The organism is Salinisphaera sp. RV14 (assembly GCF_052044135.1).
Lineage (GTDB): Bacteria > Pseudomonadota > Gammaproteobacteria > Nevskiales > Salinisphaeraceae > Salinisphaera.
The window spans coordinates 29,622-49,892 of sequence record NZ_JBQDYF010000014.1 but is presented as its reverse complement, the minus strand read 5'-3'; the positions used below and the strand labels follow the sequence as shown (position 1 = coordinate 49,892).

The following is a 20,271-nucleotide window of genomic DNA, read 5'->3' as shown; positions in this document are numbered from 1 at the left end:
ATCACGGGTCGATGCCGGCGATCCGGGGCAGCCGGTCGAACCAGGGCGCGGCCCGCTCGATCTGGGCGGCCAGCTGGAACAGCAACATCTCGCCGCCGGGCGGGCCGACGAACTGGCTGCCGATCGGCAGGCCGGCGTCGCTGACATGCAGCGGTACCGACATGGCGGGCGTGCCGGTCAGGTTGGCGAGCTGGGTGAACGGTACATGGCGCAGGTTCTCGTGCGCCATCCGGTCGACGATACCCGAGGCCAGCAACGCCCGGGCGCTGGGCATGTGCAGCAGGGGCCTGAGCGCGGCGTGTTGCCAGCCCGGGGTGGCCAGTTCGCCGATCGCCACCGGCGGGCTGGCCAGGGTGGGCGTGAGCAGCAGGTCGTAATCGGCGTGAAAGGCGGCCAGCGCCTGGCGGTAGCCCAGCCAGCGGCCGTGCAGCCGGCTGTACTCGATGGCTGACAGGCTGCGGCCGAGATGCGCCATCGCGCGCGTGTCGAGTTCGAATTCACTGGCGCGGGCCCCGGTCAGCGCGCGCACCTCGTCCACCACGCGCGCCATCTGCACGAACCACATGGACAGAAAATCCTGGCACAGCCGGGCGCCGTCGAGCTCGGGGGCGGCCGGCTCGACCTCGTGGCCCAGGTCGGTCAGGCATTGGATGGTCCGGGTCAGGGCCGTGCCGACTTCGGGATGCAGCGGGTGGCCCAGTGGCGAGCTGTCCATCACGCCGATACGCAATCGCCCGGGATCGCGCTCGATGGCCTGGCGATAGGGCATCGGCGGGCTCTCGATGCGCACGATCGCCCCCGGTTCGTAGCCGGCGATGGCGTCCAGCATGGCCGCGCTGTCGCGCACGGAGCGGCTGATCACATGATCCACGGCGGCGCCGTGCATCATGTCGGTATGGTCGGGGCCGCCCGGCACGCGGGCCCGGCCGGGCTTGAGGCCGAACAAACCGCAGCAGGCGGCCGGTATTCGAATCGAGCCGCCGCCGTCGTTGGCGCCGGCCATCGGCACCACGCCGGCCGCGACCGCGGCGGCCGAGCCGCCCGAGGAACCGCCGGGCGTATGGGCGGTATTCCAGGGATTGCGCGTCGGCCCGTTGGCTTCCGGTTCGGTGATGCCCTTGGCGCCGAACTCCGGGGTGTTGGTCTTGCCGAGGATATTGACCCCGGCGGCGATGAATCGTCGCACGACCTCGGCATGCACCGGCGGCTTGTAGCCGATGCGCTTGAGTGCCGCGTTGCCATAGGTGGTGGGGACGCCGGCATAGTTCTGGAACAGGTCCTTGATCAGGAACGGGACCTGCGCGAACGGGCCGGATACCGTGGCCAGCGCGCGCTGGTCGGCGATCTCGTCCATGCGGCGAACCACGCAGTTGAGTGTGGGGTCGACGGCCTCCAGGCGATGGCGCGCGGCCGAAACGACCTCGGTGGCAGACACTTCACCGCGCGCGATCAAGTCGGCGAGAGCGGTTGCGTCGTGGCGGACATAGTCGCGATGATCCATGGGCAGTCCTTGCAGGAGTCGAATGGCGCTGGCAGAGCGACGCGCCGTGTGCTGCGGCATACGTTACCGCCCGCGGCCGATACTTGACACGGGGGCGGCGCGGGCGGCTGTCGTACGCAGCCGGGGCGAGCGCACAATTCAGCGTTGCGGTTCGCTCATGTAAACTCGCTGCGTTAGGCTCGCCGCGTCTGGTCCGGCGGGCACGCGGTCGTTGGCGCGGTTTCCCATGACACGCCGGACCCTGAACTCATCGAATGAACCATTGAGCGCACTGGGGCAGATTCATTAACGAAGTAAGAAAGGTCGAGCCGGACGAGCACGGCATCACGCGTGGCGACATCAGCGAGGCGGCATTGTCCGTGCTCGACGGACTGCACGCGGCGGGCTACCGCGCGTGCCTCGTGGGCGGCGCGGTACGCGACCTCCTGCTGGGCGTGGCGCCCAAGGATTTCGACGTCTCCACGGATGCGGAGCCGGAGGCGGTGGTCGAGGTGTTCGGCCGCAAGGCGCGACTGATCGGGCGCCGTTTCCAGATCTGTCATGTGCGCTTCGGGCGCGAGATCGTCGAGGTTTCCACCTTCCGTGCCGATCCGGCCAATGCCGACACCGAGGATGCGCGCGAACTCGACGACGCCGGGCGCGTGCTGCGCGACAATGTGTTCGGCTCGATCGCCGAGGATGCGCGCCGACGCGATTTCGCCATCAACGGTCTGTATCTGGATATCGCCGACCATTGCATCTACGACTATGTCGATGGCCTGGCCGACATCAAGGCACGCCGCCTGCGGCTGATCGGCGAGGCGCGCGTGCGCTACCGCGAGGATCCGGTGCGCATGATTCGCGCGGTGCGCATCGCGGCCAAGCTGGATCTGGCGCTCGACCCGGCGGCCGAGCCGCCGGCCGACATGATCGAGTTGCTGGCCGACGTGCCCTCGGCGCGCATGTTCGACGAAGTGCTCAAGCTGCTCATGCATCCGTCGGGCCCCAAGGTCTATCGCATGCTGCGCCACTACGATCTGCTGCGCCCGCTGTTCGCCGACACCATGGCCGTGATCGAATCGCCGGCGGGCGCGGCCAGCGAGGCGTTGATCGAAAAAGCGATTGCCAACACGGCGGCCCGCATCGAAGCGGGCAAGCCGGTCACGCCTGCGTTTATCTTCGCCGCGCTGCTCTGGCCGGCCGTGCGTGAAGGCGCGGCCAATCTCGAGCGTGAGGGCATGCCGCCGGCGCCGGCGCTGGCCAGCGCCCAGTCGCAGGTGGTTTCGCGACAGATCCAGCGCGTGGCGATTCCCAAGCGGTTTTCCATCCCCATGCGCGAGATCTGGCAGTTGCAGCCGCGCTTTCACAAGATTCGCGGGCGTCATCCCGAGCGCCTGATCCCGCATCCGCGTTTTCGTGCCGCTTATGATTTTCTGCTGCTGCGGGCCGAGGTCGGCGAAGTCGAGCCGGAACTGGCCGAATGGTGGACCGTGATGCAGGACGATCCATCCACGCCCAAGCCGGCGTCGGGCGCCGGGGCGCGCCGACGCAAGCGTCGCGGCGGGCGCCCGCGCAAGTCCGCGGCGGCCGATTCGTCGTGACCCGGTCGGCCGGCCGGCATGTCGCCTGGATCGGCCTCGGCAGTAATCTGGACGATCCGGCCGACCAGATCGAGCGCGCGCTCGACGCACTGGGCGCGACTCCAGGCGTGGCGCTGCTTGCCGTATCGTCGTTCTATCGCACCGCACCGGTGGGTGGCCCGTCCGGTCAACCCATGTTCTGCAATGCCGCCGCCGCGCTGGCCACGGATCTGGCGCCGCGCGCCCTGTTGCAGGCGCTGCAGGCGGTCGAGGCCGCGCACGATCGAGTGCGCGAGGTGCGCTGGGGCCCGCGCACGCTCGATCTGGATATCCTCGCCTACGACGAGCGCCGGCTCGACGCCGCGGATCTGGTGCTGCCGCACCCGCGCGCCCACCGGCGCGCCTTCGTACTGGTGCCGCTGGCCGAGATCGCGCCGGCGCTCGTGCTCGGTTCACATGGCCGCGTCGTCGATTGCCTGCGGGATGTGCACTGCGACGACGTGCAGCCGTGGCCGAGAACGCGATGAAAGCCGGACGCTATATCGCCATCGAAGGCCCCATCGGCGTCGGCAAATCGACGCTGGCCGGCCGGCTGGCGGCGGATCTGGACGCCGGGCTGCTCGACGAGGCCCCGGACGACAATCCGTTTCTCGGCGATTTCTATGACAATCCGGCCGCGCATGCCTTGCCGGCCCAGTTGTTCTTTTTGCTGCAGCGCGCCCGCCAGGTCGATTCGCTGCGCCAGTCGGATCTGTTCGGCGGCGGCTGCGTCGCCGACTTCATGTTCGACAAGGATCCGTTGTTCGCCCGGCTGACGCTGTCCGGCCCGGAGCTGGCGTTGTACGAGGATATTTACGCCCGGCTGGCGTGGCAGGCGCCGCGGCCGGACTGTGTGATCTATCTGGATGCGCCGCTCGACACGCTCATGGCACGCATCGCCAGGCGCGGGCGGCCGGCCGAAGCGAATCTGGAACGGGATTATCTCGCCCGTGTGGTATCGGCGTATCGCGCGCATTTCGCGACCTACGACGCCACGCGCCTGGTTCGCGTCGATGCCGAGGCCATGGACCTGGTCGGTAACGACGCCGATTATCGGGCCCTGCTTTCGGCCTTGGAGCGCCCCGTGACGGTGCAATCCCTGCCGCAGACATAGGCGCCGATGCTATAGTCCGCGCCATGAATACCAGTCCTTATCCGCATCTGCAGCAGCAGACCCGCAAGCCGTTGACGCTGGGCGATCTGGCGACGATGAAGGCCGAGGGCGAGAAAATCGCCTGCCTGACGGCCTATGACGCCAGCTTCGCCGCACTCGAGGATCGCGCGGGCGTCGACGTGGTGTTGGTCGGCGACAGCCTCGGTATGGTGATCCAGGGCGCGACGACCACGGTCGGCGTGTCGATGGACGACATGGTCTATCACAGCCGCATCACCGCGGCTGGCCTGGAACGGGCCTTCGTGATGACCGATCTGCCGTTTCTGTCCTATGCCACCAAGCACGCCGCGCTTGCCGGCGCCCACCGGCTGATGGCCGAGGGCGACGCCAAGATGGTCAAGATCGAGGGCGGCGCCGAGATCGCCGACACCATCGAGCATCTGGCCACCTACGGCGTGCCGGTCTGTGCGCATCTCGGCCTGCGCCCGCAATTGGTACACAAGCTGGGCGGGTTCAAGGTCCAGGGGCGCGACGAGGCCGCAGCCGAGGCCATGTGCCGGGATGCCCGGCTGCTGGAGCAGGCGGGTGCCGATCTGTTGCTGCTGGAGTGCGTGCCTTCGTCGCTGGCCGCGCGGATCACGGCCGAGGCCGGGGTGCCGGTCATCGGTATCGGTGCCGGGCCGGATACCGACGGCCAGATCCTGGTGATCTACGACATCCTGGGGTTGTCGCCGGGCAAGAAACCGCGTTTCGTGAAGAACTTCATGCAGGACGCGGATGGCCTGGATACCGCCACCGCCGACTATGTCGCCGCGGTCAAGGATCGCCGCTACCCGGCGCCGGAGCACGGTTTCAAATAGGTTCCCGGGATGGGATCGTCCATGCAAGTCCTGAATACCATCGATGCGGTGCGCCAGTGGCGTGCCGGCTCCGAGACGGTCGGCCTGGTGCCGACCATGGGCAATCTCCACGCCGGCCATCTGGCCCTGGTGGCCGCCGCGCGCGCGCGCTGCGACCGGGTGATCGCGAGCATCTTCGTCAATCCGCTGCAGTTCGGGCCGAACGAGGACCTGGCGAGCTATCCGCGCACCTTCGATGCCGATCGCGCCGCGCTCGTTCATGCCGGCGTCGATGCCGTGTTCGTGCCCGGCGTCGACGAAATGTATCCGGATGGCGGCAGTGCCACGACGGTGGAGGTCTCGGGCATCACCGAGATCCTGTGCGGGCGCAGCCGGCCGGGGCATTTCCGCGGCGTGGCCACGGTGGTGAACAAGCTGTTCAATATCGTGCATCCCGATGCGGCCTTCTTCGGCGAAAAGGACTACCAACAACTCGCCGTGATCAAGCGCATGGTCGCCGATCTGTGCATGGACGTGGCGGTCGAGGGCGTGCCGACCGTGCGTGACGATGACGGGCTGGCGTATTCCTCGCGCAACCATTATCTGGACAACACCCAGCGCCGCCAGGCCCTGACCCTGTCGGCGGCGATCGCGGATGTCGCCGAGCGGCTGGCCGCCGGGCAGCGCGATTTCCGCGGGCTGGAAGCCCGTGGCTGGGCCCGGCTCGTCGATGGCGGTTTCGAGCCCGATTACTTCGAGATCCGTGCCGCCGATCTCGGTCCGGCCGAACCCGACACGACCGATTTTCGCGTACTCGCCGCCGGGTATCTCGGGCGGACACGCCTGATCGACAACATGGGCGTATCGGTCTGATCCGGCCGCCGGCCCGCGCTGGCTGAGACGGCCGTTTTTAGCTAGTCTCGATGCTCTCGGCACGCATGTCGTCGCCCCTTTTCGTATCGTCTGACTCGCGCCGAAACGGCGCAAAGGCTGGAATCGATGTCCGACCCCCTCGACCAACCCGGTTGGAAGAACCTCGTCGCCCTGGCGGCGAAGAACGCGAGCCAGCAGATGCTGGATCTGTTTGCGGCCGACGCAGCCCGCGCTTCGCGCTATAGCGTGGCCGCGGCCGGTGTGACGCTGGACTATTCCAAGCAGCGTATGGACGACGACGTGCGCGCGGCCCTGCTCGAACTGGCCGAAGCGCAGGGCGTATTGCAGGCGCGCGAGGACATGTTCGCCGGCCATGCCATCAACACCAGCGAGAACCGGGCCGCCTGGCACGTCGCGCTGCGCGCGCCCGACGAGGCGCCGATGGATGAAGCGGTTCACGACGTCCGCCGCGCCATGGCCGGGTTCGCCGATGAGGTCCGCAGCGGCCGCTGGACCGGCTTCTCCGGCCGGCCGATCACCGATGTACTCAACATCGGCATCGGCGGCTCCGACCTGGGCCCGCGCCTGATCTGCGAAGCGCTGTATGCGGGCGATGGGCCGCGGCCGCATTTCGTGGCCAACGTCGATCCGGCCGATCTCGACGACACGCTGGCTGGCCTCGACCCGGCCACCACGCTGGTGATCGTGACGTCCAAATCCTTCGGCACCGCCGAAACACTGGCCAATGCCCGCGTGGCGCGCCAGTGGCTGGTCGATGCCGGCGCGGGCGAGGGCGATATCGCCAAGCATTTCGTGGCCGTCTCCACCAACGCCGAGGCCGTGTCCGAGTTCGGCATCGAGCGCATGTTCGGTTTCTGGGACTGGGTCGGCGGTCGCTACTCGCTGTGGTCCGCGGTCGGCCTGTCGATCCTGCTAGCGGCCGGCCCCGAACCGTTTGAAGCGCTGCTGGCCGGCGCCCATGCCATGGACGAGCACTTCCGCCGGGCGCCGTTGGACGAGAATCTGCCCGCGATGCTGGCGCTGACCGGTATCTGGAACAACAATTTCCTGGGCTTGAGGAGCCACTGCGTGGTGCCCTATGCCCAGCGCCTGGCCTCGCTGCCGGCGTTCCTGCAGCAACTGGAGATGGAATCCAACGGCAAGTCGGTGACCCGCGAAGGCAAGCCGGCGACCGTTTCCACCGTGCCCACCATCTGGGGCAGCGTGGGCACCAATGCCCAGCATGCCTATTTCCAGATGCTGCACCAGGGCGATCCGGCGGTGGATCTGGACTTCGTGCTGCCGCTGTCGTCGCCCGAGGCGGCCGGCGATGCGCGCGAGCGCGAGCGGGTGGCTAACTGTATCGCCCAGGCCGAAGCCCTGATGTGCGGTCGCGACAGCGATGCACTGCAGGCCGAGCTCGAAGCCCAGGGGCTGGCGGGCGACGCGCTCGAACACCGGTTGGCCGCACGTCGGTTCGACGGTAACCGGCCGAGCAACATGCTGTTGCTCGATGCGCTCGACGCGCATCACCTCGGGGCCCTGATCGCCGCCTACGAACACAAGGTGTTCGTGCAGGGCGTGATCTGGAACGTCAACAGCTTCGACCAGTGGGGCGTGGAGCTTGGCAAGACCATGGCCGGCCAGATCGTCGACGAACTGGGGGAGCAGCCGCGGGCCGCCGCGCACGACGGCTCGACGGCCGCACTCGTGGCCCGCGTGCGCCGCGCCTGGAACCGCTGATCCCGTCCCGGATTCCGTATGACCGAAACCAGCGATTATCTGCCGAACCTGGTCTATGACGCCGATCAGCTCAGAGCCCTGGATACGCGCTTCATCAACGAATTCGGGGTGGACGGTTTTGCCCTGATGGAGCGCGCTGCGCGCGCGGCCTACGACGAACTGGCCCAGAACTGGCCCATGCCGGGGCGGCTGGTCGTGTTCTGTGGGCCGGGCAACAACGGCGGCGATGGGGCGCTGGTTGCGTGCCAGGCGATGGCAGCCGGGTGGCGGGTGACGCTGGTCGCACCGCTGGATCTGGCGAAGGCCACCGGCGACGCGGCGCGCGCATTCGACACCTGGCGCGAGACCGGCGGCGAGATTCGTGATTTCGTCGATGAGCCGATTCAGGCCGACCTGATCGTCGATGCCCTGTTCGGCACCGGCTTGAACCGCGAGGTCACCGGAGCCATGGCCCAGGCCATCGATCGCATCAACGAAGCGTCGGGCCGGGGCGTCGGGGTGCTGGCCATCGATATCGCCTCCGGCGTGGATGCCGGCACCGGGCGCACCTGGGGGCGTGCGGTGGTCGCCGATACCACGGTCACTTTCATCGGCCTCAAGCTGGGCCTGCTCACCGGCGACGGCGCGGCGCACAGCGGTGAGCTCGCCTTCGACGATCTCGGCGCGCCGGATGCGCTGTACGGAGATCAGCCCCACGTGGCCCGGCGCATCACGCATCGCGATCTGCGGCATGTGCTGCCGGCGCGGCCGCGCGGCGCGCACAAGGGCGACAACGGTCATGTGCTGTGCATTGGCGGCGGGCCGGGCATGGGCGGGGCGATTCGCATGTCGGCCGAGTCGGCGCTGCGGGCCGGGGCCGGGCTGGTCAGCGTGGCCTGTCATCACGATCATGCGGGCGCGATGAGCCAGGCGCGCCCCGAGTTGATGTGCCAGGGCCTGCCCGACGACCCGGGTACCGCCGACGCGGTTTCGCGTCTGGACGCGTTGATCGCGGCGGCGTCGCTGATCGCGATCGGGCCGGGTCTGGGGCGTGGTGACTGGGGCGATGCGCTGTGGCGGCGCGCGCTCGACTCGGATCGGCCGCTGGTGGTCGATGCCGATGCGCTCAATCGCCTGGCGGCCGCCCAGGTCGAGCGCAAACACTGGATTCTCACGCCGCACCCCGGCGAAGCGGCGCGCCTGCTGGGGTGGTCGACGGCCGATGTGGTCGCCGACCGGGTCCAGGCCGCGCGGCGTCTGGCCGAGCGCTACCACGCGGTGGTGGCGCTCAAGGGCGCGGGCACGCTCATCGCCACGCCCGACGAGCTCTGGCTGTGCACCCAGGGCAATCCCGGCATGGCGGTCGGCGGCATGGGCGATTTGCTCACTGGCGTGATCGCCGGTTTCGCGGCCCAGGGCATGACGCTGGCCGAGGCCGCTGTGTTCGGTGTTTATGTTCACGCGCTGGCGGGCGACGAGGCCGCCGTCGGCGACGGCGAGCGCGGTCTGTTGCCGACCGATCTGTTGCCCTGCATACGACGCCAGGCCAATCCGCAGCGCCCGTGAACGTTGCCCTGCCCACGCCGGCCGACACCGATCAGCTGGGCCGGCAGCTGGCACGGGCGATCGAGGTGCACGCCCGGGGCGTGGTGATCACGCTGACGGGGGAACTGGGTGCCGGCAAGACCGCGCTCGCGCGGGCGACGATCCAGGGGCTCGGTCATGCCGGACCGGTGGTGTCGCCGAGCTATACGTTGATCGAGCCCTACGATCTGTCGGGGCGGCGGCTGCATCATCTGGACCTGTATCGCCTGGGCGACCCGGAAGAGTTGGAATTTCTCGGCATCCGCGACATCTGCCTCGACTCCGACCTGGTATTGGTGGAATGGGCCGATCGCGGTGCCGGGTTTCTGCCGGCGCCGGATCTCGACATCACGCTGGAATACCGTGGTGAGGGGCGATTTGCGCATCTTCAGTCCCGTTCAGCGGCGGGTCGGCAGGTGATCGCGAAGCTGCAGCAATTCAGATCGCGCACATAATTCAAGTGGATAGCCAACACCTTCACGCTAGGTCCTGTTTTTCCTGTCAAAAAATTTGCGCCGGGTGATCCCGGTCGATAATCTCTGGAAAACGGTTCTCTCGCGAACCCTGTGGGGGAGACGGGGTGACACATGATCCGTAGCGTGCAATGGCTGATTTTTTTCGGTTTCCTCACGCTGACGTTGCCGGCTGCGGCCCAGGTCGCACGGCTGCACGATGCGCGCATGTCGGCGAGCCCGAACAAAACACGTGTCGTTTTCGATCTGTCCGCGGACACCGACCCGAATATCTTCATGGTCGATCATCCGCTACGGCTGGTGATTGATCTGCCACACACGCGCAATCTCGGACGCGTCGCCGGACAGGCCCGCGGCAGCGGCCTGATCAAAAAGATTCGTACCGGCGTGCATCAGGGCACCGGCGTGCGCGTTGTGCTCGATCTGGCTGAAATGATCCGCGCCAAGAGTTTCATGCTCTCACCGGCAGACGGCCATCGCTATCGGCTCGTGCTCGACTTGTATCCGCGAGACGGTGCGCCCGACACCGCGATGGCACAAACCGGCGCCAGTACGGATGCGCAAAATTCGGATGGTGAATTGACCGCCAGCGACGATAGCCAGGCCACTGCCGATAAGTCGGCCGCCGCCATGGCGCAGGCCTCTTCGCCGACACCCGCCGACTCGCCGGCCGATCGGTCGGCTACCGGGACCCAGGATGAGCCCAGGGTGCCTGAACGTCGCGCGCCATCGCGCGACATCGTTATCGCCATTGATCCCGGCCACGGCGGCAAGGACCCGGGCGCACACGGCCCGGACGGGCTGCTGGAGAAGAATATCACGCTGGCCATCGCGCGGCGGCTCAAGCGCATGGTGGATGATCAACCGCATATGAAGGGCGTGTTGACCCGCAACGGCGACTACTACGTCGGCCTGCGCCAGCGCATGGTGATCGCGCGGCGGGACAAGGCCGATTTCTTTATTTCGATTCATTGCGATGCATCGCCGGACGGCGGCGGGGCAAAGGGGGCCTCGGTTTATGCGCTTTCGCCGCATGGCGCGACCAGCGAACATGCGCGTTGGCTGGCCCAGCGCGAGAACAGCGCCGACATGGTCGGCGGGGTCAGCTTGAAGAACAAGAATTCCAGTCTGGCGTCATTCGTGCTGGATCTGTCACAAAGTCAGAGTATCGAGGCCAGCATGGATGCCGGTCGGCGTGTGCTGGCCCAGCTCGATGACCTCGGCTCGCTGCACAAGAGCCGGGTGCAGCAGGCCGGCTTCATGGTCCTGAAGTCACCGGATATTCCGTCGATTCTGGTCGAGACCAACTTCATCTCCAATCGCGCGACCGAACACCGGCTGGCGCGTGCGCGCTACCAGAACGGACTGGCCGCGGCCATGCTGCGCGGCATCAAGGGGTATTTCGCGAGCTACCGGCCGTCGACCTATATCGCCGCCGACCAGCAGCATCGTGTTAAGCGCGGCGACACGCTTTCGCAGATCGCGCAGACCTACGGGGTGAGCGTGCCGGCGCTGCGTCGCTACAACGACATGAACAGCAACAGGCTGCAGGCTGGCCAGACGCTGAAGATTCCGCCGCCGCAAGCGCAACAACTGGCCAGCAGAAGCTGAGCGGTGCGGCCCGAGCGAAGCCCGCCTGGTGCCGTACACGATCTCGTTCTGGTCGGTCTCGGCGAAACCCACCGGCATCTGCTGAGCCACCTCCGGGGCCCGGGCGAGACATTTGGCGTGACCGTGGTCGCGCCGCACGACGGCCGATATGGCGGGGCCACGGCGGCCATGCTCGCGGGAGCCGTGTCGCCGCATCGGCTGCGCTGGTCGCCGCCTTCGGCTACACACGTCATCACGAGCCGGGCGATCGGCTGCCAACCGACCCATGGCCGGCTGTGGCTGGCGGACGGGCGGATGATGCGTTACCACCGTCTCAGCCTGAACACGGGGACGCGCCGACTGCCGGCCTGGGCCGCGCATGAGCGGCCCGGTTGTCCCCGCGTCTGGTCCGGGCATTCGACCATGCAGCTGATTGCGCTTCGGGCCGCGCTGGACGCCGGGACGCGCACTTCGATCGTGATCGCAGGCGGGTCGCGGTCGGCGCTGGAGATTGCCGGTGGCGTGGCGGCAGCGGCCGGCTGCTGCCGTGTGGCCTCGGTGACACTGTTGTGGCCGGGGCGGGACTACAGCCGGACCACGCGGGCGGCGTTGCGCCGGCTGGCCTGGATCGGTGTCGATGTGGTTGCGGGCGCGACCGCCAGCGGCTTGGCCGCCTGCTGTGTTCAATGCCGCGATGGCCGGCGATTCCGTGCCGATCATGTCATCTGTGCCGGGCCGGCCGAGCCCGATTCGCTGGTGCTGGCGATGAACCTGCCGATTTACGGTCCCGGCCTGAGGGTCGACCGTTGGCTGGCGAGTCCGCGCGCGGCGTCGGTGCAGATCACGGGCGCGGCGGCTTCGCTCGATGGGCGCCGTGTATTGCCGGGCTGGGACGGTGCCCGGCAGGCCCGAGTGGTTTTATCCGCGCTCCGTGGGCCGGCGAGGGGCCGGGGCGTGACGCATTATGCCTCGCCATGGCGTCCCGTGGCGCCCGATCTCGGGCCGGGCGCGGGCGTTGTCTCGGGCACGTGCCGGCTGCGGGCATGGGATCGATGGCGGCACCGCCAGGGCATCGACCCGGCGCTCGCCGTGGCCGGAGATCGGGACCCGGACGCGACGCGCCGGTAGGGAAAAACTTCGCGGATCAGCGGGTATGCGGCAACCGGCCCGGTGGGCGGCGCCCGCATGCGCGACACCCCGGTCGCATGGGCACAGCAGCAGGTAAATGGGACGTCGGCGCGCGGCTGGCACGCGCAATCAAGAATCCGGCTCCGCCGCTCGGGCGGAAGCCGGATGGGTCGGCGTCTTGTGCGAAGACCCCGGGACGCCGCGGAACCGCATCGGTCACGCTTGACGCGGTCGGCGTCAGTAGCCCTCGGCCTGGGTTGTCGGCGCTTCGCGCGAAGCGCCGTGGGCAAGCCGACCGATTCGAAACCGGTCCGCCGGAATCGAATCGGCCGCCATGGCTCAGGCGGCGACGTCGAAGCGATCGAGCATCATCACCTTGTGCCACGCCTTGACGAAGTCATGCACCATTTTTTCGTGACCGTCGTCGGACGCATAGACTTCCGAGATCTGGCGCAGCTGGCTGTTGGCGCCAAAGACCAGGTCGCAACGCGTGGCGGTGAACTTCTTGGCGTCGTTGTCGCGACGACGCAGTTCGAACGCCATGCCGTCCTGGTCCGCCTTGTGCCAGTAGTAGTCCATCGTGGTCAGGTTGGTGAAGAAGTCGTTGGACAACACGCCGGGGCGGTCGGTGAACACGCCGTCCTGGGAACCGCCGGTGTTGATGTCCAGTACGCGCAGGCCGCCCGTGAGCACGGTCCATTCCGGCGCGGTCAGGCCGAGCAGGTCGGCGCGGTCCAGAAAGATCCGCTCCGGCGTCACGTTGTAGCGGACATTGCTGTCCTGGAAGTTGCGAAAGCCATCCGAGACCGGGCGCAACCAATCGAAGCTCTGGGCATCGGTCTGCGCGTCAGTGGCATCGGTACGCCCCGGCGTGAACGGCACGGTGACGTCGACCCCGGCATCCCTGGCCGCCTTCTCGACCGCAGCACAGCCACCCAGCACGATCAGATCGGCAACGGAAACCTGCTTGTTGCCTGCCTGGGCACCGTCGAAGTCGGCCTTGATGTCTTCCAGCGTCTCCACAACCTTTTTGATCTCGGCCGGGTTGTTGACTTTCCAGTCCTTCATGGGCGCGAGACGGATGCGGGCGCCATCGGCGCCGCCGCGCTTGTCGGACGTGCGATGGGAGGAGGCCGAGCCCCAGGCCACACCCACAAGCTCGGAGACCGTCAGACCGGAATCGAGAATCCGGGTCTTCAGGTGGTCGATGTCGTTGCTGTCGATCAGGTCATGATCGCGGGCGGGGGTCGGATCCTGCCAGACCAGCTCTTCTTCCGGCACTTCCGGGCCGAGATAGCGGACCTTCGGACCCATGTCGCGGTGCGTCAGCTTGAACCAGGCACGCGCGAATGCGTCGGCGAAGTAGTCGAAGTCCGCGAGGAATTTTTCGCAGATCTTGCGATACGAGGGATCCACCTTCAGCGCGATGTCCGAGGTCATCATCATCAATGGATGCTCGACCCCCGACTTGTGGGCGTCGGGCGTTTTCGGCGCGCTGGCGTCGGTGGGTTTCCACTGGGTCGCGCCCGATGGTGCCTTGGTCTGCTCCCATTCGTATTTGAACAGGTTGGTCAGGTAGTCGTTGTCCCAGTTGGTCGGCCGCGGTGTCCAGGAACCCTCGATGCCGTTGGTCATGGTGTACTCGGCGAAGCCGGTACCGGCCTTGTTCATCCAGCCCAGGCCCTGGGCTTCCATCGGCGCCGCTTCCGGCGCCGGGCCGACGTTTTCCGGGGAGACGGCACCGTGGGACTTGCCGAACGCATGGCCACCGGCGATCAGCGCGACGGTTTCTTCGTCATTCATGGCCATGCGGCCGAATGTCTGTCGGATCTCGCGCGCGGAGTGTTCCGGGACATTGTTGGAAGCCGGACCTTCCGGATTCACATAGATCAGGCCGAACTGGGAATTGCCCATCGGGTTTTCGAGATCATAGTGCTCTTCGTCGGGCTGGCCTTCCCAGCGATCGCGACCGAGCATTTCCGTTTCCGGCCCCCAGTAGGTGGCACGATCCGGCTCCCAGGCGTCGATACGGCCGCCGCCGAATCCGAAGGTCTTGAAACCCATGATCTCGAGGGCGCAGTTGCCCGTGAGTACCATCAGATCGCCCCAGGACAGGGACTTGCCGTATTTCTTCTTGATCGGCCACAGCAGGCGGCGGGATTTGTCGATGTTGCCGTTGTCTTCCCACGAGTTGATCGGGGCGAAACGCTGCATCGCCTGCGCGGTACCGCCCCGGCCATCGGCGATACGGTAGGTGCCGGCCGAATGCCAGGCCATGCGGATCATCTGCGGGCCGTAATTGCCATAGTCGGACGGCCACCACGGCTGCGAGGAGGTCAGCAACGCCTTGATATCCTTCTTGACCTCATCGAGGTCGAGCTTGCTGAACGCCGCGGCGTAGTCGAAATCGGGATCCAGCGGATCGGCTTCCTGCGGGTTCTGGTGCAGCAGTTCCACTTGCAGTCGGTTCGGCCACCAGTCTTCTAGCGTCGTGCCCGAGCCGACGGCACCGCCGATGCGGTCGCCACCGAAGGGGCATTTGCCTTCCAGTTTAACTTCTTCGCTCATATGCTTCGTTCCTGCTTTCGATCAATAATCCTGCGAACCATGGCAGGCGTTTTGTGTACGCGATGGTCACGTGACCATCGCGGGAGACCGCCGGGCTCCGGTCGGTCAGTCGATAGGCTCCGCCGCTGAATCCTTGCGAGACTGGCACTCGGAACACAGGCCCCAGAACACAATCTCGGCTTCATCCACGTCGAAACCCTCATCATGCGAGGGTGTCAGACAGGGGGCATCACCGGTATGACAATCGGTATCGGCGATGCGCCCACAGCCACGGCATACCAGATGATGGTGATTGTCCCCGGTGCGCCGCTCGAACCGGGCCGGGTGGCCGGCCGGCTTGATTTGTCGAACCAGGTCGGCCGTCACGCATGCCGACAGCACGTCGTAGACGGCCTGTTTCGAGATGGTGCCCAGGCGTTCGGAAACGCCCTGATGCACTTGTTCGACGGTGGCGTGCGGATGGCTGACCAGCCAGTCGAGCACGGCATGACGCGGGGCGGTAACCCGCAGGCCGCGCTCGCGTAGTTCAGCAGCAATGGCGTTTGGGTATCGACTCATGGCAACTCGATCATTGGTTATTTTCTGGAATGAGTCAAGAAAACGAATCAGTCAATGACGCCGGCTGCGCCACCCCACTGTATTGGAGTCTGCGCCGGCAATGACGGACCGAGGCGTTCGTGCTCACGGTGGGCGCTGGCCGCCCATGCGCGCCGAACCCGCGACTTGCTTTGCCAAGTGAGGGTGACATACAGGACACTGAGCGGCGTTTCGGTTCCCATATGCGTTTCGACGCCGGTTGCGTGATGCCTATTCAACTGCTCGACGATCGACTGATCAGCCAGATCGCGGCCGGCGAGGTCGTGGAACGCCCGGCGTCCATCATCAAGGAACTGGTCGAGAACAGCCTGGACGCCGGTGCCAGCCGTATCGCCGTGGACGTGGAAGAGGGCGGGCTGCGACGCATACTGATCGAAGACGACGGCAGCGGCGTGAGTGCCGATGAACTGCCGCTCGCGGTTGCCCGGCACGCCACCAGCAAGATCGACAGTCTCGATGCGCTGGAATCGGTGGCCAGCCTCGGCTTCCGGGGCGAGGCACTGGCCAGCATTGCCTCGGTCGCTGAGCTGACGCTGACCTCGCGGGTCGTCGGCGCCGATCGCGCCTATGCCATTTCGCCGCACATCGACACCCGGGCGCGCCCGGCGGCCGGTGCCCCCGGGACCCGCGTGGAGGTGCGTGAATTGTTCGCCCGGATTCCGGCGCGCCGGAAATTTCTGCGCGCACCACCGACCGAGTTCAAGCATATCCGTCAGGCGTTCAATCAACTGGCCCTGTCGCGCTTCGATGTGACCTTCACCCTGCGTCACGGCGGCGTGGAATCGGCGGCCCTGGGCGCCTGTCGCGACGCCGAGGCCCGCAAGCGACGCGTGGCGCATGTTCTGGGCGGCGAATTCGATGACCACGCCGTGGTCGTGGATGAATCGGCGGCGGGCCTGCGCCTGACCGGCTGGATCGCCACGCCCGGTTTCTCGCGCGGGCAGGCCGATCGCCAGTACAGCTTCGTCAATGGCCGGCCGATCCGCGACAAGGTGTTCAATCACGCGGTGCGGCTGGCCTATCGCGATCTGCTGCACAATCAGCGCCATCCCGCCTATGCCTTGTATCTGACGCTCGATCCGCGCCAGGTCGATGTCAACGCCCATCCGGCCAAGGCCGAGGTGCGGTTTCGCCAGTCGCGGCTGGTGCACGATTTCGTCTTTCGCAGCGTCTCGCGGGCGCTGGCCGCGGTGGAGGCGCGCCCGCACGAGGCGCGAACCGTCGAGCTGGCACCGGCGCCCGGCGCCGTCGACTCATCGACCCCGCAGCGACCCATGACCCCGCGCGGATTGCACTTCGGGACACAGCCGGCACGGCCCGGTCTCGCCGAGACGGCCGCCAGCTATCGCTTCCAGCAACCGGCGTCGCAAGCCGCCGCGCCCGGTAACCGCGATACGCCCGCGCGCGGCGTCGAGACGCCGGCGCCCGGCGCGCCGGCGGACGAGGCCGAGACGCCACCGCTGGGTTATGCAATCGGTCAGCTGCACGACATCTATATTTTGGCCCAGAACGCCGAAGGGCTCGTTCTGGTCGACATGCACGCCGCCCACGAGCGGGTGCTGTACGAACAGCTCAAGGCCGAGTTCTCGGCCGGGCGCATCCAGTGCAAGCGACTGCTCGTGCCCGAGACGCTGTCGCTGTCGGAGAGCGAGGCGGCGGTCGTGGAGCACCGCGCCGAACTGCTGGCCGAGGTGGGCTTCGAACTGGGGCGCAGCGGGCCGACCAGCGCGATGCTGCGCGGGGTGCCGGCGCTGCTGGCCGATCGCGATTATCTGGCCGTGGCGCGCGACGTGATCGCCGAGCTGGACGGCGGCCCGCGCGGCGCGGATGCGGTGCGCGACATCCTCGACGATATCCTCGCGGACATGGGCTGCAAAGCCGCGGTCAAGGCCGGACGACGACTGACGATCGCCGAGATGAACGCGCTGCTGCGGGACATGGAACACACCGACCGGGCCGGGCACTGCAATCATGGCCGCCCGAGTTGGGTGAGTGTCGATCGTGCCGGTCTCGATCGCCTGTTCATGCGCGGCCAGTAGCGATGCCGGGCAAGCCGCCGGTTGTCTTCATCCTGGGCCCGACCGCCTCCGGCAAGACCGGGCTGGCCATCGATCTGGTTGCGTCGATGAACGCCGAGATCGTGTCGGTGGATTCGGCCATGGTTTATCGCGGGATGGATATCGGCACGGCCAAGCCGGACGCGGCGACCCTGACGCGTGCGCCGCACGCGCTGATTGATATCCGTGACCCGGCCGAGGCCTACTCCGCGGCCGATTTCGTGCGCGACGCCCGGGCCGAGATCGAGCGGATTCATGCCGCCGGGCGGCTGCCGCTTCTGGTGGGCGGCACGTCGCTGTATTTTCGGGCGCTCGAGCATGGCCTGTCCGACATGCCGGGGCGCGATCCGGCGCTGCGCGCCCGCCTGACCGAGGAGGCCGTGGAGCGGGGGTGGGCGGCCCTGCACGCGCGCCTGGCGCGTATCGACCCGCCGACGGCGGCACGCATCCATCCCAACGACGCCCAGCGCATCCAGCGCATGCTGGAGATTCATGCGCTGACCGGGCAGGCGCCGAGCGCGCTGCACGCAAGCAGCGGCGCGGCCGATCCGCCGTGGTCGATCCACAAACTGATCGTCGCGCCGAGTACACGCGAACGCTTGCATCGCAATATTTCCCAGCGCTTTGGCCTGATGATGGCCGCAGGATTTTTGGCAGAGGTTGAAAAGCTCCATGCCCGTCCCGATCTCGATCTAGCGCAACCTGCGATGCGAGCTGTTGGCTATCGTCAGCTGTGGCAGTCACTGGACGGCATGTACGGCCTGGACGAGGCCGTGGACCGGGCGGTGATCGCCTCACGCCAGCTGGCCAAGCGACAGCTCACATGGCTGCGTTCTCTCGATGATGCCCCCTGGCTCGCGAGCGACGACGACACAATGAAAAACAGGGCGCGACGGCTCGTCGAAACGGCGACCGGGACGACCTGAAATCATGCTAATATTTTCTTGATCTTTTTTGTCCCCCCGACTTTGTGGAGTCTGTTCCATGGCAAAAGGCCAAACATTACAAGAACCATTCCTCAACGCCTTGCGCAAAGAGCGTGTGCCGGTGTCGATCTATCTCGTCAACGGCATCAAGCTGCAGGGGCAGATCGAATCTTTTGACCAGTTTGTGGTGCTGTTGCGCAATGCCGTCAATCAGATGGTGTACAAGCACGCGATTTCCACCATCGTGCCGTCGCGCAACGTCCGCAGTGAAGTGCGCGACGAAATGTCGCAGGAGTCCGACGATAGCTAGGGTTCGAGCACATGTTTGAGCGGCCGCCGACCGGCCAGGCGGCCGTGATCGTCCATATCGCCTTCGGCATCGACGAGTACGAGGCCGCGGATCAGGAATTTCGCGAACTCGTGGAATCCGCGGGCGCCGACGTGCTGTGTCATGTCGGCGGCTCCCGCCGGGTCCCGGATCCGCGTTTCTTCATCGGCGGCGGCAAGGCCGACGAAATTGCCGCCGCCGTGGCCGAACACGGCGCCGAACTGGTGGTGTTCAACCACGATCTGTCGCCCAGCCAGGAACGCAATCTGGAAAAGCGCATGAACGCGCGGGTGCTCGATCGTGCCGGTCTGATCCTGGATATCTTTGCGCGCCGGGCACGCTCTCACGAGGGCAAGCTGCAGGTCGAGCTGGCGCAGTTGCAACATCTGGCCACGCGCCTGGTGCGCGGCTGGTCCCATCTCGAGCGCCAGAAAGGCGGTATCGGGCTGCGCGGGCCGGGCGAGACCCAGCTCGAGACCGACCGCCGCCTGCTCAACGACCGCATCAAGCTGTTGCGCTCCCGTCTGGACAAGGTGCTGGCCCGGCGTGACCAGGGCCGCGCTTCGCGTCGGCGCGCGCGGACCCCGGTAGTGTCGCTGGTCGGCTATACCAATGCCGGCAAGTCGACACTGTTCAATCGACTGACCGGCGAGACGATCTATGCCGCCGACCAGCTGTTCGCGACCCTCGATCCGACCCTGCGGCGCATGGATGTGCCCGTGGGCGAGCCCCTGATCGTCGCCGATACGGTCGGTTTCATTCGCGATCTGCCGCATGAACTGGTGGCCGCGTTCCGTGCGACGCTCGAGGAGACACGCGAGGCCGACGTGCTGGTGCACGTCATCGACGTGGCCGACAGCGAGCGGCGGGCGCATGCCCGCGAGGTCAACGGCGTGCTTGGCGATATTGGCGCGGGCGGCGTGCCGCAGCTCGAGGTCTTCAACAAGGTCGATCTGCTTGACGATGAGCCGCCCCGCGTTGAATACGACGCTCATGGCCGGCCGGTACGGGTGTATGTCTCGGCGGTGACCGGCGAAGGCCTGGATGAGCTGCGCCATGCCCTGGCTGCCTTTTGCTATCCGGATACCGTGCTCGGAACGCTGCGCGTGCCACCGGCCGCCGGCTGGTTGCGCTCCCAGCTCTATGAGCTCGGCGTGGTCGGCGAGGAACGTTATGCCGACAACGGTGATGCGTTGCTCTCGGTGACCGCATCGCAGGCGGATCTGGAGCGGGTGGTGGCCCAGGCCGGGCTGGTATTCGGCGACGTGCTCATCGATCGCCGCCCTGTACGCCCGGACGTCGAGCGCCTCGCCGAAGCGCGCGTCCCGCGCCGGCCGGCCTGACGTGGGTGTTTCCGGGCCACAACGTTCGAC

The 20,271-nt window shown here is 67.0% G+C and carries 17 protein-coding genes; 14 read left to right on the top strand and 3 right to left on the bottom strand.

Annotated elements, in window-relative coordinates:
• Window position 1: 1 nt before the first annotated feature.
• Window positions 2–1,501 (bottom strand): amidase, encoded by a 1,500-nt coding sequence (locus tag ACS8Y6_RS13635; protein ID WP_440848209.1) that lies wholly within the window; start codon window positions 1,499–1,501, stop codon window positions 2–4.
• Between the two features lie 359 nt (window positions 1,502–1,860).
• Between ACS8Y6_RS13635 and pcnB the strand changes: the two genes are divergently transcribed.
• The 10 genes from pcnB to ACS8Y6_RS13585 all read left to right on the top strand — a co-directional run bounded on the left by pcnB (window position 1,861) and on the right by ACS8Y6_RS13585 (window position 12,422).
• Complete coding sequence (gene pcnB / locus ACS8Y6_RS13630; RefSeq protein WP_440855781.1) at window positions 1,861–3,081, top strand: polynucleotide adenylyltransferase PcnB; 1,221 nt, start codon at window positions 1,861–1,863, stop codon at window positions 3,079–3,081.
• Window positions 3,078–3,587: a 2-amino-4-hydroxy-6-hydroxymethyldihydropteridine diphosphokinase gene (folK, locus tag ACS8Y6_RS13625; RefSeq protein WP_440848210.1), complete on the top strand. Its 510-nt coding sequence runs from the start codon at window positions 3,078–3,080 to the stop codon at window positions 3,585–3,587. Before pcnB ends, folK begins: the two co-directional genes overlap by 4 nt.
• The gene (locus ACS8Y6_RS13620) at window positions 3,584–4,213 is read left to right on the top strand and encodes a deoxynucleoside kinase (protein ID WP_440855759.1); all 630 of its coding nucleotides are present in this window, start codon (window positions 3,584–3,586) and stop codon (window positions 4,211–4,213) included. Before folK ends, ACS8Y6_RS13620 begins: the two co-directional genes overlap by 4 nt.
• A 23-nt stretch (window positions 4,214–4,236) precedes the next feature.
• Window positions 4,237–5,073 (top strand): 3-methyl-2-oxobutanoate hydroxymethyltransferase, encoded by an 837-nt coding sequence (panB, locus tag ACS8Y6_RS13615; protein WP_440855758.1) that lies wholly within the window; start codon window positions 4,237–4,239, stop codon window positions 5,071–5,073.
• 30 nt (window positions 5,074–5,103) lie between these two features.
• Window positions 5,104–5,925: a pantoate--beta-alanine ligase gene (gene panC / locus ACS8Y6_RS13610; RefSeq protein WP_440848387.1), complete on the top strand. Its 822-nt coding sequence runs from the start codon at window positions 5,104–5,106 to the stop codon at window positions 5,923–5,925.
• 126 nt (window positions 5,926–6,051) lie between these two features.
• Window positions 6,052–7,668: a glucose-6-phosphate isomerase gene (gene pgi, locus ACS8Y6_RS13605; RefSeq protein WP_440855757.1), complete on the top strand. Its 1,617-nt coding sequence runs from the start codon at window positions 6,052–6,054 to the stop codon at window positions 7,666–7,668.
• Between the two features lie 18 nt (window positions 7,669–7,686).
• On the top strand, window positions 7,687–9,213 hold the full coding sequence (locus ACS8Y6_RS13600; RefSeq protein WP_440855756.1) for an NAD(P)H-hydrate dehydratase: 1,527 nt from the start codon (window positions 7,687–7,689) through the stop codon (window positions 9,211–9,213).
• Entirely contained in the window at window positions 9,210–9,686 is a 477-nt protein-coding gene (tsaE, locus tag ACS8Y6_RS13595) for a tRNA (adenosine(37)-N6)-threonylcarbamoyltransferase complex ATPase subunit type 1 TsaE (protein WP_440848215.1), read from the top strand. The genes ACS8Y6_RS13600 and tsaE overlap by 4 nt, the downstream gene beginning before the upstream one ends.
• Window positions 9,687–9,818: 132 nt before the next feature.
• Window positions 9,819–11,315 (top strand): N-acetylmuramoyl-L-alanine amidase, encoded by a 1,497-nt coding sequence (locus ACS8Y6_RS13590; protein ID WP_440848216.1) that lies wholly within the window; start codon window positions 9,819–9,821, stop codon window positions 11,313–11,315.
• A gap of 3 nt (window positions 11,316–11,318) precedes the next feature.
• Window positions 11,319–12,422 carry a hypothetical protein gene (locus tag ACS8Y6_RS13585; protein ID WP_440855755.1) on the top strand — a complete coding sequence of 368 codons (1,104 nt, stop codon included), beginning with the start codon at window positions 11,319–11,321 and terminating at the stop codon, window positions 12,420–12,422.
• 339 nt (window positions 12,423–12,761) lie between these two features.
• Here ACS8Y6_RS13585 and katG read toward each other — a convergent pair whose 3' ends face one another.
• A complete protein-coding gene (gene katG / locus ACS8Y6_RS13580) occupies window positions 12,762–14,990 on the bottom strand; it encodes a catalase/peroxidase HPI (protein ID WP_440855754.1) in 2,229 nt (742 codons plus the stop codon).
• A 105-nt stretch (window positions 14,991–15,095) separates the two neighbouring features.
• The gene (locus tag ACS8Y6_RS13575) at window positions 15,096–15,548 is read right to left on the bottom strand and encodes a Fur family transcriptional regulator (RefSeq protein WP_440855753.1); all 453 of its coding nucleotides are present in this window, start codon (window positions 15,546–15,548) and stop codon (window positions 15,096–15,098) included.
• 245 nt (window positions 15,549–15,793) lie between these two features.
• Between ACS8Y6_RS13575 and mutL the strand changes: the two genes are divergently transcribed.
• From mutL to hflX, 4 genes are read left to right on the top strand one after another with little or no spacing between them, the layout of a single operon-like run.
• Entirely contained in the window at window positions 15,794–17,626 is a 1,833-nt protein-coding gene (gene mutL, locus ACS8Y6_RS13570) for a DNA mismatch repair endonuclease MutL (protein WP_440855752.1), read from the top strand.
• Window positions 17,627–17,628: 2 nt separating this feature from the next.
• Complete coding sequence (gene miaA, locus ACS8Y6_RS13565) at window positions 17,629–18,570, top strand: tRNA (adenosine(37)-N6)-dimethylallyltransferase MiaA (RefSeq protein ID WP_440855751.1); 942 nt, start codon at window positions 17,629–17,631, stop codon at window positions 18,568–18,570.
• Between the two features lie 58 nt (window positions 18,571–18,628).
• A complete protein-coding gene (hfq, locus tag ACS8Y6_RS13560; RefSeq protein ID WP_037336764.1) occupies window positions 18,629–18,880 on the top strand; it encodes an RNA chaperone Hfq in 252 nt (83 codons plus the stop codon).
• Window positions 18,881–18,891: 11 nt separating this feature from the next.
• Entirely contained in the window at window positions 18,892–20,241 is a 1,350-nt protein-coding gene (gene hflX, locus ACS8Y6_RS13555; RefSeq protein WP_440848222.1) for a ribosome rescue GTPase HflX, read from the top strand.
• The last annotated feature ends 30 nt before the right edge of the window (window positions 20,242–20,271 follow it).